16 protein-coding genes are annotated in these 14,986 nt (G+C 38.9%); 9 read left to right on the top strand and 7 right to left on the bottom strand.

Annotated elements, in window-relative coordinates:
• Nucleotides 1-111 precede the first annotated feature (111 nt).
• Complete coding sequence (locus BIV59_RS10985; protein ID WP_071351520.1) at nucleotides 112-294, bottom strand: YolD-like family protein; 183 nt, start codon at nucleotides 292-294, stop codon at nucleotides 112-114.
• Between the two features lie 165 nt (nucleotides 295-459).
• Here BIV59_RS10985 and BIV59_RS10980 point away from each other — a divergent pair, with 165 nt between their 5' ends.
• From BIV59_RS10980 to BIV59_RS10970, 3 genes are all read left to right on the top strand, one after another.
• A complete protein-coding gene (locus BIV59_RS10980; protein WP_170846132.1) occupies nucleotides 460-1,494 on the top strand; it encodes an acyltransferase in 1,035 nt (344 codons plus the stop codon).
• A 111-nt stretch (nucleotides 1,495-1,605) separates the two neighbouring features.
• Nucleotides 1,606-2,463 (top strand): GRP family sugar transporter, encoded by an 858-nt coding sequence (locus BIV59_RS10975; RefSeq protein WP_071351519.1) that lies wholly within the window; start codon nucleotides 1,606-1,608, stop codon nucleotides 2,461-2,463.
• A 24-nt stretch (nucleotides 2,464-2,487) separates the two neighbouring features.
• Nucleotides 2,488-3,273, top strand: a complete 786-nt coding sequence (locus BIV59_RS10970) for a glucose 1-dehydrogenase (protein WP_071351518.1) — start codon at nucleotides 2,488-2,490, stop codon at nucleotides 3,271-3,273.
• A gap of 32 nt (nucleotides 3,274-3,305) precedes the next feature.
• Here the strand turns inward: BIV59_RS10970 and BIV59_RS10965 are convergent, their stop codons facing one another.
• From BIV59_RS10965 to BIV59_RS23625, 3 genes are all read right to left on the bottom strand, one after another.
• On the bottom strand, nucleotides 3,306-3,956 hold the full coding sequence (locus BIV59_RS10965) for a YczE/YyaS/YitT family protein (protein WP_071351528.1): 651 nt from the start codon (nucleotides 3,954-3,956) through the stop codon (nucleotides 3,306-3,308).
• Between the two features lie 365 nt (nucleotides 3,957-4,321).
• The gene (locus BIV59_RS10960) at nucleotides 4,322-4,636 is read right to left on the bottom strand and encodes a thioredoxin family protein (protein ID WP_071351517.1); all 315 of its coding nucleotides are present in this window, start codon (nucleotides 4,634-4,636) and stop codon (nucleotides 4,322-4,324) included.
• Between the two features lie 728 nt (nucleotides 4,637-5,364).
• A complete protein-coding gene (locus tag BIV59_RS23625; protein ID WP_170846131.1) occupies nucleotides 5,365-5,505 on the bottom strand; it encodes a hypothetical protein in 141 nt (46 codons plus the stop codon).
• A 132-nt stretch (nucleotides 5,506-5,637) separates the two neighbouring features.
• Between BIV59_RS23625 and BIV59_RS10955 the strand changes: the two genes are divergently transcribed.
• From BIV59_RS10955 to BIV59_RS22805, 4 genes are all read left to right on the top strand, one after another.
• On the top strand, nucleotides 5,638-6,921 hold the full coding sequence (locus BIV59_RS10955; RefSeq protein WP_071351516.1) for a helix-turn-helix domain-containing protein: 1,284 nt from the start codon (nucleotides 5,638-5,640) through the stop codon (nucleotides 6,919-6,921).
• Between the two features lie 228 nt (nucleotides 6,922-7,149).
• The gene (locus BIV59_RS10950) at nucleotides 7,150-8,778 is read left to right on the top strand and encodes a M4 family metallopeptidase (protein ID WP_071351515.1); all 1,629 of its coding nucleotides are present in this window, start codon (nucleotides 7,150-7,152) and stop codon (nucleotides 8,776-8,778) included.
• Between the two features lie 58 nt (nucleotides 8,779-8,836).
• Nucleotides 8,837-8,989: a hypothetical protein gene (locus BIV59_RS23620; RefSeq protein ID WP_170846130.1), complete on the top strand. Its 153-nt coding sequence runs from the start codon at nucleotides 8,837-8,839 to the stop codon at nucleotides 8,987-8,989.
• 137 nt (nucleotides 8,990-9,126) lie between these two features.
• Nucleotides 9,127-9,348: a hypothetical protein gene (locus BIV59_RS22805; protein WP_083392130.1), complete on the top strand. Its 222-nt coding sequence runs from the start codon at nucleotides 9,127-9,129 to the stop codon at nucleotides 9,346-9,348.
• A gap of 300 nt (nucleotides 9,349-9,648) precedes the next feature.
• On the opposite strand, the gene BIV59_RS10940 is transcribed toward BIV59_RS22805, so the two are convergent.
• Together BIV59_RS10940 and BIV59_RS10935 are read right to left on the bottom strand one after the other, a co-directional pair.
• Nucleotides 9,649-11,301: a copper resistance protein CopC gene (locus BIV59_RS10940; protein ID WP_071351527.1), complete on the bottom strand. Its 1,653-nt coding sequence runs from the start codon at nucleotides 11,299-11,301 to the stop codon at nucleotides 9,649-9,651.
• A 133-nt stretch (nucleotides 11,302-11,434) separates the two neighbouring features.
• A complete protein-coding gene (locus BIV59_RS10935) occupies nucleotides 11,435-12,082 on the bottom strand; it encodes a YcnI family copper-binding membrane protein (protein ID WP_071351513.1) in 648 nt (215 codons plus the stop codon).
• A gap of 169 nt (nucleotides 12,083-12,251) precedes the next feature.
• Between BIV59_RS10935 and BIV59_RS10930 the strand changes: the two genes are divergently transcribed.
• Both BIV59_RS10930 and BIV59_RS10925 read left to right on the top strand, forming a co-directional pair.
• Nucleotides 12,252-13,076, top strand: a complete 825-nt coding sequence (locus BIV59_RS10930) for a sensor histidine kinase (RefSeq protein WP_071351512.1) — start codon at nucleotides 12,252-12,254, stop codon at nucleotides 13,074-13,076.
• A 3-nt stretch (nucleotides 13,077-13,079) separates the two neighbouring features.
• The gene (locus BIV59_RS10925; protein WP_071351511.1) at nucleotides 13,080-13,739 is read left to right on the top strand and encodes a response regulator; all 660 of its coding nucleotides are present in this window, start codon (nucleotides 13,080-13,082) and stop codon (nucleotides 13,737-13,739) included.
• A gap of 166 nt (nucleotides 13,740-13,905) precedes the next feature.
• Here the strand turns inward: BIV59_RS10925 and BIV59_RS10920 are convergent, their stop codons facing one another.
• Nucleotides 13,906-14,985: a copper resistance D family protein gene (locus BIV59_RS10920; protein ID WP_071351510.1), complete on the bottom strand. Its 1,080-nt coding sequence runs from the start codon at nucleotides 14,983-14,985 to the stop codon at nucleotides 13,906-13,908.
• Nucleotide 14,986: the final 1 nt, after the last annotated feature.

Below are 14,986 nucleotides of genomic sequence, written 5' to 3'. Positions count from 1 at the left end.
AAGTAGTATAACACTATTTCAAAAAAATTGTTCATCATGTTTTATATTTTTTTCTTTTTTTCTACAGAAAAATTAACACCAGCAACAGGAATACAGGAACCTTTGCTGGTGTTAGAAGATTTCCCTTATACCAGAAAGCCGGATAAAAAATATGTTTTGGTTTTCGTCTTCAAGCGAAAGTGTCTGTTCAATGGTATTTAATGTTCTGACTCTTCCTCTGCAGGTTCTCAGCAGCCCGTTTTGATAAAAATTGATTGTGAGCAGCCTGTTTCTGCTAAGTTCTTTTAATATCAAACTAACATCCCCTTTCTGTGATTCTATTCCACGGCTGTTGATGATATGTGCTTTATTATACAGTAAGCGTTTACATTTGTGAACATGTTAACAATATTTTTTGATGTATAGAAATGTTTGGGTGATAAACGGTAAAGAATAGTTAGAAAAGAAAGAAGGGTTATTTTGGAGCGCAGCATCATTACAAGAAATTATGCCATCGACTATATAAAGTTTTACTCCATTTTTGCAGTTGTTGTTATACACACCTTTCCTTTAGATCACCTGGCAGGTTTTTATATGCTTGATGCACTTTCACGATTCGCGGTCCCCTTTTTCTTCATGTCCTCAGGCTATTTATTCGGAAGAAAAATAACCCGGTTAAAAAGTAATGAAGCTTATTTTATTAAATATGTGATGAAGCTGCTTTCCATTTATGCCTTATGGTTTCTTTTTTATTGCACATATGATATTTGCGTTCTTTTAATCACCCATCATGGCAAAGGAGCAATCGATGACATCTTGCACTATTTGGACAATATTGAACTGCTTGACCTTTTATATTACGGAAAAGGAACAAGCGGATATCAATTATGGTTTCTTCCCGCCCTCGTGTGGAGCATTTTCATTCTCTATATTTTTTTCCGGTTAAAAAAAGTAAGCCTCTTGATTGTAGCTAGTTTGATGTTAAATCTGGCTGGCTTATTAGGACAGTCGTATACGATGTTTTTTAAAATGCCGGTTCCTACAAGAGATGCCTTATTTTTCGGGTTATTTTACTGTACTTTAGGATTTTTCATTGCCTCACATAAAGAAAAGATCATTCAAAAAGTCATTTCCATGAAAATATTTGTTCTCTTATTTAGCTGTTTTGCAGTATTGCAGGTAATTGAAGCCTTTTTTTTGGATAGAAAGCTTTCAGGGAGCCACGGGGAATACTTCATTTCTACAATTTTTCTGACCAGTTGCTTATTTATTTTCGTCCTGCAATACAATCAGCATGGAAAACATTTATTTGTCACGAAAATCGGGGCTGATTCTTTAGGTATTTATGTTATCCACGTTTTCTTTCTTAACCTGGTTAATCTGTATTTGCAATCCACAGGCCTAAAAATGTCCGAAAATTTTATATGGAGTCTGTTTGAAACCATATTTGTTTTCTTTATATCCTTCTATGTATATAGAATGATGCAGTCAGCGAAAAAAAAAGCCGGAATTTAGGAGGTGGAAGGTATATAAGTCATACATAAATTTTTCCTGAAAAGAAACAATAAGACCAGGCATAATCGACTGCCTGACAATGTGCTGCTTCTACAGAAAGAAGGTTTGATAATGGATATCCTGCTAGCTCTTTTCCCTGCAATATTTTGGGGAAGCATTGTATTAGTAAACGTCCGGCTCGGTGGAGGCCCTTATAGCCAAACACTTGGAACAACGATCGGTGCACTGTTTTTTTCAATTGTTATTTATGTATTTGTGCATCCTCACTTAACTCCCTTCATCCTGCTCATTGGTTTCATTTCAGGATTGTTTTGGACACTTGGACAGCGAAATCAATTAAAAGCTGTAGAGTATATGGGCGTTTCAAAAACCATGCCTATCTCAACAGGGATGCAGCTTGTATCTGCTTCACTATTTGGAGTAATCGCCTTTAAAGAATGGGCGACTAAAACCTCCATTATATTGGGCGTCATTGCACTGGTGCTGATTGTAATCGGCATTATCCTTACCACCCTTAAAGGCCCTGATCAAACGGAAGAACAAGGGCAGCTCAAAAGAGGTATTTTCACCTTAATTATTTCTACAATCGGATATCTGGTTTATGTAGTAATCATCAGGTTCTTCCACATTGACAGCTGGTCAGCTATATTGCCTCAGGCAATAGGAATGGTTGTTGGCGGCCTCCTCCTTACATACCGGCATAAACCCTTCAATATGTATACGGTGAAGAATATCATTGCTGGTTTAATATGGGCAGCCGGAAATTTATTTTTGTTCATCTCCCAGCCTAAAGTAGGCGTCGGCACCAGTTTCTCCCTTTCACAAATGGGCATAATTATTTCAACGCTCGGTGGAATCATTTTTTTAAAAGAAAAGAAAACAAAAAAGCAGCTTATCGGTATTGCAGCAGGTATCATCCTCATTATTGGAGGTGCTGTATTCCTTGGGCTGGCAAAATCCAAAACATAATAAACTTAATAGGAGGAATATATAATGTATCCTGATTTGAATGGTAAAGTAGTTGTCATCACAGGGGGCTCAACGGGGCTTGGAAAAGCGATGGGAGTCCGGTTTGGCCAGGAAAAAGCCAAGGTGGTTATCAATTATTATAAAGATGAAGAAGAAGCTTTGACGGTAAAAAAGGAAATCGAGCAGGCTGGCGGAGAAGCAGTGATTGTAAAAGGTGATGTCACCAGCGAAAAGGATGTCATCAATCTGGTGCAAACGGCCATCAGTACTTTTGGCACCCTTGATGTAATGGTCAATAATGCGGGTATCGAAAATGCTGTTCCTTCACACGAGCTTTCGCTTGATGACTGGAATGCAGTGCTGAATACAAATTTAACCGGTGCATTTTTAGGCAGCCGTGAAGCTTTAAAACATTTTGTTAACCATAATATTAAGGGAACCATCATTAATATGTCCAGCGTTCACGAAATGATTCCATGGCCCCTGTTTGTACATTACGCAGCAAGCAAAGGCGGTATTAAGCTCATGACAGAAACGCTTGCATTAGAATACGCTCCAAAAGGCATCAGGGTCAATAATATAGGTCCCGGTGCAATTAACACTCCTATCAATGCAGAAAAGTTTGCTGATCCTAAGCAGAAAAAGGATGTTGAAAGCATGATTCCTATGGGATACATCGGCAAACCAGAGGAAGTAGCTGCCGCCGCTGCCTGGCTTGCCTCCTCTGAAGCAAGCTATGTAACAGGCATTACTTTGTTTGTGGATGGAGGAATGACGAAATATCCATCTTTTCAAGCTGGAAGAGGTTAAAAAGTTTAAAGGCACACGATATGTGTGCCTTTCTAACTCTTTTGGGTAATTTCCGCAGCAGGAAGCTTTTCCTTTTTTTCAAAATTCAGCAGCAGCATGCGGAATACTTTTAACGAAGATTGAAATATAGGGCTTTGAATGAACGTATAAAGAAATGTCGCTACAAAAACGGGCCCGCTTAAGAAAAAACCCAGTATCAGCACCAAACATTCTACAGCTATCCTGGCACGGCTTACTGATAAGCCTGTTTTATCTGAAATAGATAGCATAAAACCGTCCCTAGGTCCTGCTCCAATTCCAGGAGCAACATACATGCCCCCTCCAATTCCGGCAATGATAATTCCCGCCAGCAGTATAAGAAGGTTAATCAGTAAATGAGAAGATGCATGCGGCAAGATACCGCTTCGCAAAAAGAAATCCATGATTGGACCAATCAAAAGGGCATTCAAAAAGGTACCAATGCTGATATACTTTCTGTCGACAATGAGTGAAACAAGGACTAAAAATAATCCGCATATAACACTCCATGTGCCGATGGTCCAGCCAAACTTTTGGTAAAGTGCGACATTTAAAACCTCCCAGGGATGAAGGCCAAGAAATTTAACTTTAACGGCCAGGGCATTGCCGAGGCCTATACATGATAAGCCCAGAAAAAAAAGGGCATAACGAAACAGATTAATTATGTTCTTCACCTCTTCAGGACTAAAGTTTCTGTATATTCAGAATAACATACTATTTCACTGGCAAACACCATCTTTTTCAAAAGATTTAATCTGCTTACCTTCCCTTGCATGTGCCGTTTCAAATCTATTCATAAAGGCAGTTTTCATAAACTTGCTGAAAAGGAACCATATTTCAACGGTGCAGGATGTATGCGGGTCGGGCGGTGAACATTCTCAGCTCCGCAGTCTTATCTGTCCGGCAAAATCCCGCAGGAGTCTCAAAACTACTGCTCCACGTCTTTCAAAAACCAGAACCTTAAAGAAAAGAGCAAAAAAGGAAATCCCTACCGCTAGAGCAAAGCGGATGGATTTCCTTTTCATCGTAATTATAAGGTTTCTAAAAATTCACGTACAGCATCTGCTGTTTTTGCATTAGCACTGTGCAGATGTGCAAGCTTTTCGCCATTTTTAAATACCAGCAGTGATGGAATTCCCATGACATTTTGCTCGTCGGAGATTTCAGGAAACTCATCACGATCCAGCTTAAACCATGTTTTATCTTTATTTTCAGAAATAATTTCATCAATAAACATATCCATACGTTTGCAATCCGGACACCAAGTTGTGGTAAAGACTCCAACCGTTAATTGATCGGCAGCAATTTTTTCACGGTATTCCTGTTCATTTGTAATTTGATTCATGCTTCTTCTCCCCCAAGTTTTATTTCTTCTTGTACTTTAGCCGGCAGTCCTCCTGCCCCGATCTTTTGCAGGGCAGCCTGATGCTTAAACGGCAGAACCGCCAGTAAAGTCAATTAATCGGTACAGCTAAACTTCTAAGACAGATCAAAGCTGCCGCAGATAGATGCTTACATTACATTATACGATGCCGTTTGCCTTCTTCACAAGAAATTGGCAAACAGACTTAAACCTCTTTAATATGTCTAAAACTTTTTTGTTAATTATTAGGAATGGACGGTCCCCTTAAATATGCAAATTTGTAGTTGTTCGTAATATATGGCGGATGAGTAAATTTATATATTCTGTCGAGGTTTATGGCAAAATCCATGCAGTCTTGTAAATTAAAGTTTTCAGAAGAATTAATGGCCAGTAGATTTTCAATACACGTTTTTAACTGAAATTTACAGATGATTTTATTAAAGTTACGATAACATTAAGATATTTTTGAAGTTCTGAAGGCATTTAGGGGTTTTCCTTATCCCCCTTTAAATCATCACCATCTCTTCGATTTTATCACCACAAAAAAACCGCGCTAACATTAAGTTAACCCGGTCCTTTATACTTTAATATTTACTTGTTTGCTGGCTTACGCTATGAACACTGGATCTCCGTGCAGCCCCGCTTATAATATAAATTCCCGGACCCGCAGCTTCTGCTCCACTAAACAATATCATTAAAAAACAATTTGTTTAGATTGGAGGATAAACGATATCAGAGGTGCTGGCCTGTTTGCCAGCAGATCTCAAATCGTTTGAATGGGGAATAAATGCGGAAGTGCCGGCTGCTATCAATAATGAAAATAAAACTAATGCTTTGATCTTATTTTTCATAGAAAGCTCTCCTTAATGTAAGATAGATTAATAAAGTTAATATATTATACATTTTACTAAAAAGTCAACTAATATATGGCAAAAGATGATATTATTTACATATAGGAAATTTTGCAGAAATAGGTGATTTTCATGGTAGCTGATTTTGGAGAAAGAATTAAAGAAAGGAGAAAATCCCTGGGACTCACCCAGGATGACTTAGCGGGTCCGAACCTTAGCAGAGGGATGATAAGTCTGATTGAAAGAAACCAGACAACCCCTTCTATCAAAACTCTGGATTTTATCGCAAGCAAGCTTGGCGTTTCTTTGGGGGAAATATTAGGTGAAATCAAAGATCCGGAGGAAAAAATCCTTCCGTTCGAAGCTGAGAAGCTTATTAAAATGTGCACTGCCCTTATTAACAGCAATAAAACGGCTGAAGCAGAAGATACGTTAAACTCTTTGATAGAAAACCTCGAGGATTATTCACTAAAAGGCAGGGTCCTGAAGCTTTTGGCGGATATTAAAAGCCATACAGACAAGGAAAGCTCCATCTTATTATATAAAGAAGCATTGCTCTATATAACCCCTATTGAAATAGGCGATCATATCGAGATATATCACGCATTGTCCCTGAATTACTGCCGTTTGAATAATTATCATAATTGCATTGAACATTCTTTATATGCCACTGCCTTGATTAAATCGGATTTATACGGCAAATACGATGTTTTACTTCATCTGCAATTACTTTATAACCTGTCTTACAGTTATTCGAAAATAGGCCAGAATGATCTGGCATTAAGCATCATTGAAGAAGCGCTGCACATAATGAAAAATAAACATATCACCTATTCGCTCGGCTCCTTTTTAATGCTAAAAGGGATTTCTCTTTTGAATTTAGGGAGAGCCGCTGAAGCAATAGATGCAAATAAAGCAGCATTGGCACTTTTTAATGAGAAAGAAAACTTGCGGGAAATGATTGGATGCCAAACAAATTTAGGCATTTTGTACAGAGCTCTGCTCGACTATCCTCAATCAATCTCCTGCCTGCGATCCAGCTTGGAGTATTCTCAGGCATTTGATAATGAATGGTACAAGGTAAACAATTATTATGAATTAGCTCAGACATACCTTGAGTGCAACAATCTTGATCAAGCTAAGTCAGCAGCAATAAAGGGCCTTTCTCTCTCAAAAGATGAATTATTCACTGCCAAATTGCTGCACTGCCTTGCACAGATTGATATTGAAAACGGAAACTTCCAGGAAGCTGAAAGAAACATAGAAAAATCGATAGAGGTCATGGGTATTCATAAGGATATCAGACTGATGTCCAAATGCTATATTGTCAAAGCGTCCATATATTCTTCACAGAAATTATTTGCAGAAGGGAATTATTATTATCAAAAAGCTGCTCAGCTCTTGTTAGAGCTTTAAAGGAGCAGAGAATGATTAAGCTGGCGTTTCTCTGATGAGAATATGCCAGCTTTTTTCGTCTATCTTTCAAATATAACTAGAAGAATATTTATATGTAAGAAATCTACTAAAATATCCATTACTTTTCTATAAGTTTAATAAAATTAACATTTTTAATATTTTTATCGTTTTGATAATTCAGAAGATTGATATTATAGTTGCCATATTACAGAAAAGGAGTTGGGTTATTTGAAAATTAAAATCGTCGCAGGCACTGTATTATCTCTTGGATTAATGGTTTCAGCTCTTCCCCATTCCGAAGCGTTTGCTGCTTCTAAAAATGTTTTAAGCACAGAAAAATTCAACAAAGAAAAAGATTCTGCTGAATTCAAGTCAGGAAACCTGACCGCTCCCTCAAGCGAAGCACCTGAAACGATTTTTTATAACTTCTTAGATAAAAATAAACAATCATATAAGCTTGGCAGCAAGCACGCTAAGGATTCTTTCAAAGTTCTTAAAAAGAGCAAGGACGAGCTTGGAAATACAGTGCTGAAGCTTCAGCAGACATTTGAAGGTGTTCCAGTTTTCGGATCCACGCAGGCGGCTGTCCTGAAAGATGATGGTGTACTGAATGTAGTGTCGGGTACCGTTGTATCTAATCTTGACACAAAGCTTGAAAAAAAAGACAAAAAAGGCATTAAGGCCTCACAAGCGGTTAAAATTGCAGAAAGCGATCTTGGCTTCACTCCTAAATATGAGCAGGCTCCAGATCCTGAATTGGTCGTGTTTACGGCAGATGACAGTGCGGATTTCGCCTATAAGGTGAATTTAAACTTTTTGGATCCTAAACCAGGAAACTACTACTATTTCGTATCAGCAAAAACAGGCGAAATTCTAAATAAATATAATACCCTGGATGAAGTCACCGGGACAAACTCTGTCGGAACCGGAACAGGCGTCACTAAGAATTCAGTTTCACTGAATACCACATTATCAAACGGCACGTATTACCTCCAGGATAATACTAGAGGCAATGGTATTTTCACATACAACACAAGCAATTCTTCAAGACTTCCGGGAACACTTTGGGCGGATGCTGACAACGTATTCAATGCAACCAATGATGCACCGGCTGTAGATGCCCACTATTATGCAGGAAAAACGTATGACTATTATAAATCTACTTTCAATAGAAATTCCTATGACGGCTATGGTTCGGCTTTAAAGTCTACCGTCCATTATGGTAGCAAATATAATAATGCCTTCTGGAATGGTACACAAATGGTATACGGAGATGGAGACGGCTCCACCTTCATCCCATTATCCGGCGGATTGGATGTTGTCGCCCATGAATTAACACATGCTGTGACATCTTCTGAGTCCAATCTGGTTTATCAGGGAGAATCAGGTGCACTGAATGAAGCGATTTCCGATATTTTCGGAACAGTTGTGGAATTTAAATATCAGGCGTCAAAAGCGGATTATCTGATTGGTGAAGATATTTACACACCTGGCGTATCAGGGGATGCACTTCGCTCGATGTCCAATCCGGCTGCTTACGGCGATCCCGATTATTATCCGAACCGCTACACAGGCACAGCTGATAATGGAGGCGTCCATACCAACAGCGGAATCATCAATAAAGCAGCCTACCTTCTTTCAGCTGGCGGCACGTTCCATGGTGTAACTGTTTCAGGAGTAGGCATTGATAAATTAGGAGCCATTTTCTATCGCGCCAACACGGTTTATTTGACTTCTTCCGCCACTTTCTCACAAGCAAAAGCGGCAGCCATTCAATCGGCAGCCGACCTTTATGGATCTAGCAGTGCAGAAAAAACAGCCGTTACAAATGCTTTCACTGCAGTAGGAATCAACTAATCAATCCTGATATTTGGCAGAAAGGAAACCAGCCATCTAAAAGCTGGTTTCCTTTCTTATGTTTGTTAAATTTTTAATGACTGGCACACTTAAGGCAGTATCAGATCAATCTCCATTCACTCCCCCGTTTGCCTATTCGCCGAAGATACTTATCATTTATGAAACTATGGACATTAGAAATGAGGCAGTTATCGAAGCCCTTGATTTTTGAATTATTATTCGATAACACGGCATGTATATTGATATGAATAATTCAAATAAACACAGCCTAAAACATGGGCACGTGCCTGCCCCTCTTCATATAGAGATACATACAATATGTTAATCACCTTGAGGAGGAGATATACAATGGAAAATCTTTATTATTCTGAAAACCGAAATCATTATGGGCACGGAGGGTATTATCCTGGTTATGGCTACCATCACGGACATGGCGGATACTATCCAGGCTATGGCTACCATCATGGACATGGCGGATACTATCCGGGCTATGGCTACCATCATGGACACGGCGGATACTATCCGGGCTACGGTTTCCATCACGGCCATGGCACTTATCATCAGAATTGATAATCCATTGTCTATACCCTCTCATGTAGTTGACCTGCAGATAACAAACAAGAGTATTCAAGGGACGGCAGCTTCAGCTTCTCCAGCAATGCATAAGAAGCTGAAGCTGCCATTGCTTTTTATATTATATATCAGCGATTATATCTAATTTCGTCATTTTACTTCATTAAAAAAAGCCGATTCCATATTAGAAGGGCTTTTTTGAAATTTAAATAATAAGGCTATTTTCATCTGCCATTTACCCATTAACAAGGTATTGTAAGTATGAGCAGACTTTATAAAAAGGGAATTTGAAAATGGTTATTGGGTGCCGGTAAACGTATCAAATTGCACATCGAAACTTTCTAAGGATTTTGTTAATACATGTACGGCCACTTTCCATTCCCCTGGCATATTCATGTACATGCTTTTGGTTTGATATTTACCTGGAGATATGCGCGGAACAGCCATTGAGCTTTCCCCCATATTCATTTTTGTATGAGTGAATGTAAGAATAACCTGCTCAATTTGGACAGCGGGCTTTCCATCCTTGGTATTAATTGCAATATTAAATGAATTTTCTCCTTCCACATTCGGACTAATATGCAAAGAAACTTCATATTTGCCATGCTCTTTGATTTGGCTGAAAGGTCCCGGTGATGATACTGCTGCAGGTAAATTGGTAAGTACAGCAGCAATAATTAGTATTGCCGCTCCTGTCAGCAATTCAATCCATATCGAATAAGCAATTCCATTCTTCCCTTGTTTTCTTCCTTGAAAAAAGTGAACTGACCCCAATATTAGCATAATGACAAATAATAAGATTTTACCCAATAAAGCATATCCATAATATGTATGCAGCAAGGAGTAAAAGGTAGGCACATATAGGAGGCTTCCATAAATACCTGTTATGATAATACTGGCTACAGAAAGGGCTGCCCACAGTGAGAAAGTGCGGATAGAATTCCAATACAATTGCCTTTCACTCTCATTTTTTTGGGATCTGATTCCAGGCAAAAGCAAGAGCAGTGCAAAAAGTCCGCCAATCCATATAGATGCTGCCAATAAATGAATAAAGTCCATAGCAACAGTAATAACTCGATGTTCAGAAGCTGCAGCATGGCCAGTGGATGCTTTCGAAAGCAGCAATGCTATATAAATAACAATGGGTATGAGCCATGATTTTTTAGTAAATCCATTGCCAGCTGCAATATATGTGACTAATATCAGCAGAACCAGGAATAACAATTCAAAAATCCAATATAACCCAAAATCAGTTTGGCTGATAGTGTCTTTTAAGAGGGACGCATTAAAAACCTTCGCCCAGCTCACACCTGCATATAGAGTTGTCTGCATCGGCAAGCTCAGCACTATGCTGATCACCATTCCACTCAGAGAAAACCAAAGAACGGCCATGCTTTTTGTATGTATTTTTTTTAGAGTCTCTCTGCCTTCAAATTTATTGAAAAACAAATTAAAAATGATAACTCCTATGAACAGCGAAAAACTCAGATATAACAATCCCCGCAACATAATCAAATCTATACGAGGAAAATAATCATTCCTCTTTTCATTTATTTTTGGTGTCTGTTCACCTCCTGTCCCAACAGCAAATGGTATTACCCCTTCCACAGGATGACCATCTGCAGAAACCGCCTTCCACTGCAAGGAGTATGCACCACGGCTTAATTTCTTCTTAAAATGTGCTTCTAAAATGGCATCATTATGGCTGTTTACCTGGGCATTCGTTAAATTTACTTGCTTTCCTGAAGAATCAAGGACCTTCAAGGAATGGAAACCTGCCTGTACAGGTTCGTTAAACTGTATTTTTACAGCAGAAGGCGGTTTCGGCAATACTTCGTTTACGCCCGGGCTTGAGCGGATAATAGAAGCATGTGCAAACGTCTTGTCCGGAAATAAGGCAAATAAAAGTACAGACAGCAGCAAGCACAATCTGCAAATATGTTTTGTCATATCATCAGTCCTTTCCCTTAACAATGTCTCCATCTTTTTATCAATGCAAAATTCAACCAGGACTGCAACTGGCTATCATCATTTCCCAAATAAAGAGGCATTACACAATGTTGGTATAATGCCTGACTTAAAGTTATTTTTTTCTCATAGCCGTTATCAAAGCAGCAGCGGATAAAATCAGCGATACAATTGTCAGAGTAATTACAAGGGTGTTTGAACCTCGATTTTCTGATTTTGTATCCTCTTTGACCGTTTTACCTGTTCTATTTTTGGAATCATCATGGACAGTTACATTCGGAGTCCCTGCCGATGCTGTAATTTCAGTAACCGAATGTGGAGAATCAGAATTCTCATCTCCTGTCCACTCTACTACTGATCCATCTTTATAATATTGGTAAGCATCCCATGCTGCTTTAGTTTCTTTGTCAGGATTTTTTGCTACAAAATAAAATTGCTGAAATTGTCCGGCAGAAATTCCCGTTCCAGTTGCTTCCCAAGTAACGATTTTTGTCTTTCCTGAAGAATCTTTATCCAGTTTAACTTTCCAATCCGGTACTGGCTGGTAAGACATTATTTCAGCACCTTTAGGAACCTTCAATGCCACCTTTGTCGTAGCCATGTTTTTTTCAACCGGGACCTTCAGAGTGTATGTTTCCCATGCTCCTGGAGCTGAAATCTTTGGACTGACCGTAACATGTGCACTTGCTGCACCCGCCCATATGAATAAAACAGCACACACTGATATCATACCGATTGAACATTTTTTAATTACTTTTTTCATTTGATTGTCTCCTTTTTGATAATATTGATGTCTTTGCTGACCCGTTTACAATTATAAACTTTTTCAATATAACAACAATGACTCTAAAGAGTGATTTACCCGAAAGAGTGCCTCAATCTTTTGAACAAATGTTAAAATATATACATTGCTGCGGAAAAAAGGTGAAGATTTGAAGTATAAACAAATAAAATGGATTATATTAATACTGCCAACTTTCACAATCGGTTTGTGGGAGTATATAAGACATGTTTTTTTACTGCCTTACTTATCAATGGAAATGGGGAATATCTTATCGCCAGTTATAGTATTTGCAGTTACGATTCTTTTTCTATTGAAACTATTTTCCATATTAGAAGGCATTCAAGAAGAACTGCGAGTTGAAAAGGCAAGAAAAGCAGCCCTCCTAGAAAGGGAAAACCTGGCACGGGAACTGCACGATGGTATTGCTCAGTCCTTATTTTTGCTATCTGTTAAACTTAATAAATTCGGAAAAAAAACAACAATTGAGACACATCCGGACTTTCAAAAAACAAAACAAACATTGCAGCAGATATATGATGATACCCGCCAGGCCATAGAAAATTTGAAACAGCTGCCGGCACCTGAATTGTTCAGCTGGACAAATAATATTCAAACGTACCTGTCTGAGCTTGAACATAATCACTCGATGAGCGTCGATTTCCTCTGGGAAATACCAGAGGACAGTTTATCCGCTAAAGAAAAAATAGAACTGTTCTCCTGTATAAAAGAAGCTGTAATGAACGTGATAAAACACGCTCAGACAAATTGGATGATGATTAGTGCAAAGGAATCTGAGCATGGCTGGACCTGTGAGATACGCGACAACGGTGTTGGCTTTACAAATGCTCAAATTCAATCATCTCGAGGATTCGGGCTCGAAATCCTCGAAAATCGTGCGGCTGCTATGAACTGGACGTTTTCAATAAATAGAGTTAACAATGAAACGATTATTCTGCTTAAAAAGGAGTATTAATTGATGCAGCCATTTCAAATACTAGTTGTTGATGACCATACTCACGCAAGAGAAGCCATCCGCATTATTTTAGAAGAGTACAGTGAGTTTAAAATAATAGGAGAAGCAAAAAATGGCCAAGAAGCCATCCGCCTTACGGAAGCGCTGATGCCGGATATCATTTTAATGGATATTCAAATGCCCGTAATGGATGGGCTTGAGGCAACAAAAATAATAAAGATGAAATTCCCTTCTGTCAAAATCGTGATGATCACTGTTTCAGACGATGTAACGAATCTATTTGATGCTTTAAAACAAGGTGCACAAGGTTATTTATTAAAAAACATTCAGTCCGAGCACTGGTATGAATATCTTAGAGCATTCGCATTGGATGAGGTGCCGATGTCAAAAGAAATTGCCTTTCGCATTTTAAATGAATTCCCCAAGAACAAACCAGAAACAAACAATAATAATCCTTTGTCCCCCAGAGAATTAGAAGTTCTTCAGCTGGTGGCACAAGGACTGTCAAATAGAGTCATATCAGAAACTCTTTTCATCTCGGAACATACAGTAAAAAGCCATCTTAAAAATATCTTAAGCAAGCTTCATTTGGAAAACCGGGTGCAGCTGACCAATTATGCTTTCCAGCAAGGGCTGGTCGACTTCAAACATCCAACCAGCTAATCCGGCAAGATATAAAACGGAAATCAGGTATGGCAGTTCTTACTTGAAACAGCATTATGCATCAGGTTTCATAAAAAGTTTGCCAATCAGGAGCTTATCAATGGAAAAAGAAGCAAAGTGATACGCAAGCTCAAAATCCCGCATCCCAAAATGGAATGCGGTTTTTTTATAAAGTGATATCAAGCATAATCCCAAAATATAGTGATGCGATAAAACAAAGACCGAACAGCAGACCGAGCAGTGCTGATGTTTTTTTGCGGAAGCTTTCCATGATCATCGCTAAAAACAGGAAGGAAATCAGAAACAAAAAGACCCCCTGATAGGACATATTCAGATGGACGCTTATCGGAGCAGCAATTTCTTTACCGATTAAAAAAGATGCCCATTTCGATGCCCCTTCTGTTGTAACAGTAATATCCGGGTCATGCGGCGGTGATAAGGTACCCATTATAGCTGTAAAGGAAAATACAGCAAGCAGGAGAATGGTTTCGGCCTTCACCCATGGTACGGGGTTAAAAGTTTTCTCTCTCTCTGCTTTTTTTGCTAAAAAGCCATTTATAAAAGCAAATGCTAAAACAGGAATAATACTGATGTGCTTAAGCAAAAGCATCTGCCCATACGGCAGGGCCCAGGACATGAAATACTCCCTGGGTTCCACGATTTTAAACATTAAAACCAGACCGCTGGAAAAAATTAAAACCAGGCTTAAAATGGCAAATGGTGTAAACCAGCGAAGAAATGCCTGCCAATTATTTTCTCCTTTAACGAAAAAGGATATATGAAGAAGAATGCCTCCCCACAATGAAATCATAAAAAAGTGGACTGAATGTGAGGCGAAACCAGTCCAAAAAGATAAAGAAGCTACATGTGAGGCATATCCCTGTGCGGCAATCATAATCAGCAACCAAAATGCCTCAAGATATTTAGAGCCCCTCAATTGTATCGTCAGCCATAATAGTGCACCGGAAAAGCCAGTGGCCAGAAAAGCCCTGCCCACCTGAAAATCGGTAATCACTGATAGTAATACAGAGGTAAACCCTGAGTTATCCGCAAAGTAGCGGATCACCTCCAAAACAGGCATAAAGGTGCAAATCATGATGCCTAGTGCCGATAGCAGCAGCGCCGGTTTAGGTACAGCTGTTTTTGGCTTTTTTTCTTTTGGAACAAACTTCAATGCAATATGTCCTGCCAAAAATGCAAACAGCAAGTAGTTTATCAAATGTGATAGCGGCAATAGAACATCCATG

It is taken from the genome of Bacillus sp. MUM 13 (genome assembly GCF_001866725.1).
In the GTDB taxonomy this organism is placed as follows: domain Bacteria; phylum Bacillota; class Bacilli; order Bacillales; family DSM-1321; genus Peribacillus.
The sequence above is the reverse complement of the archived record's forward strand: the minus strand, read 5'-3'. Positions and strand labels throughout refer to the sequence as shown.

Excerpts from the sequence above, each read along its gene's own strand:
- BIV59_RS10975 (WP_071351519.1), top strand. The coding sequence starts at position 1,606 with ATGGATATCCTGCTAGCTCTTTTCCCTGCAATATTTTGGGGAAGCATT.
- BIV59_RS10970 (WP_071351518.1), top strand. The coding sequence starts at position 2,488 with ATGTATCCTGATTTGAATGGTAAAGTAGTTGTCATCACAGGGGGCTCA.
- BIV59_RS10960 (WP_071351517.1), bottom strand. The coding sequence starts at position 4,636 with ATGAATCAAATTACAAATGAACAGGAATACCGTGAAAAAATTGCTGCC.
- BIV59_RS23625 (WP_170846131.1), bottom strand. The coding sequence starts at position 5,505 with ATGAAAAATAAGATCAAAGCATTAGTTTTATTTTCATTATTGATAGCA.
- BIV59_RS10955 (WP_071351516.1), top strand. The coding sequence starts at position 5,638 with ATGGTAGCTGATTTTGGAGAAAGAATTAAAGAAAGGAGAAAATCCCTG.
- BIV59_RS23620 (WP_170846130.1), top strand. The coding sequence starts at position 8,837 with ATGTTTGTTAAATTTTTAATGACTGGCACACTTAAGGCAGTATCAGAT.
- BIV59_RS22805 (WP_083392130.1), top strand. The coding sequence starts at position 9,127 with ATGGAAAATCTTTATTATTCTGAAAACCGAAATCATTATGGGCACGGA.
- BIV59_RS10940 (WP_071351527.1), bottom strand. The coding sequence starts at position 11,301 with ATGACAAAACATATTTGCAGATTGTGCTTGCTGCTGTCTGTACTTTTA.
- BIV59_RS10935 (WP_071351513.1), bottom strand. The coding sequence starts at position 12,082 with ATGAAAAAAGTAATTAAAAAATGTTCAATCGGTATGATATCAGTGTGT.
- BIV59_RS10925 (WP_071351511.1), top strand. The coding sequence starts at position 13,080 with ATGCAGCCATTTCAAATACTAGTTGTTGATGACCATACTCACGCAAGA.
- BIV59_RS10920 (WP_071351510.1), bottom strand. The coding sequence starts at position 14,985 with ATGGATGTTCTATTGCCGCTATCACATTTGATAAACTACTTGCTGTTT.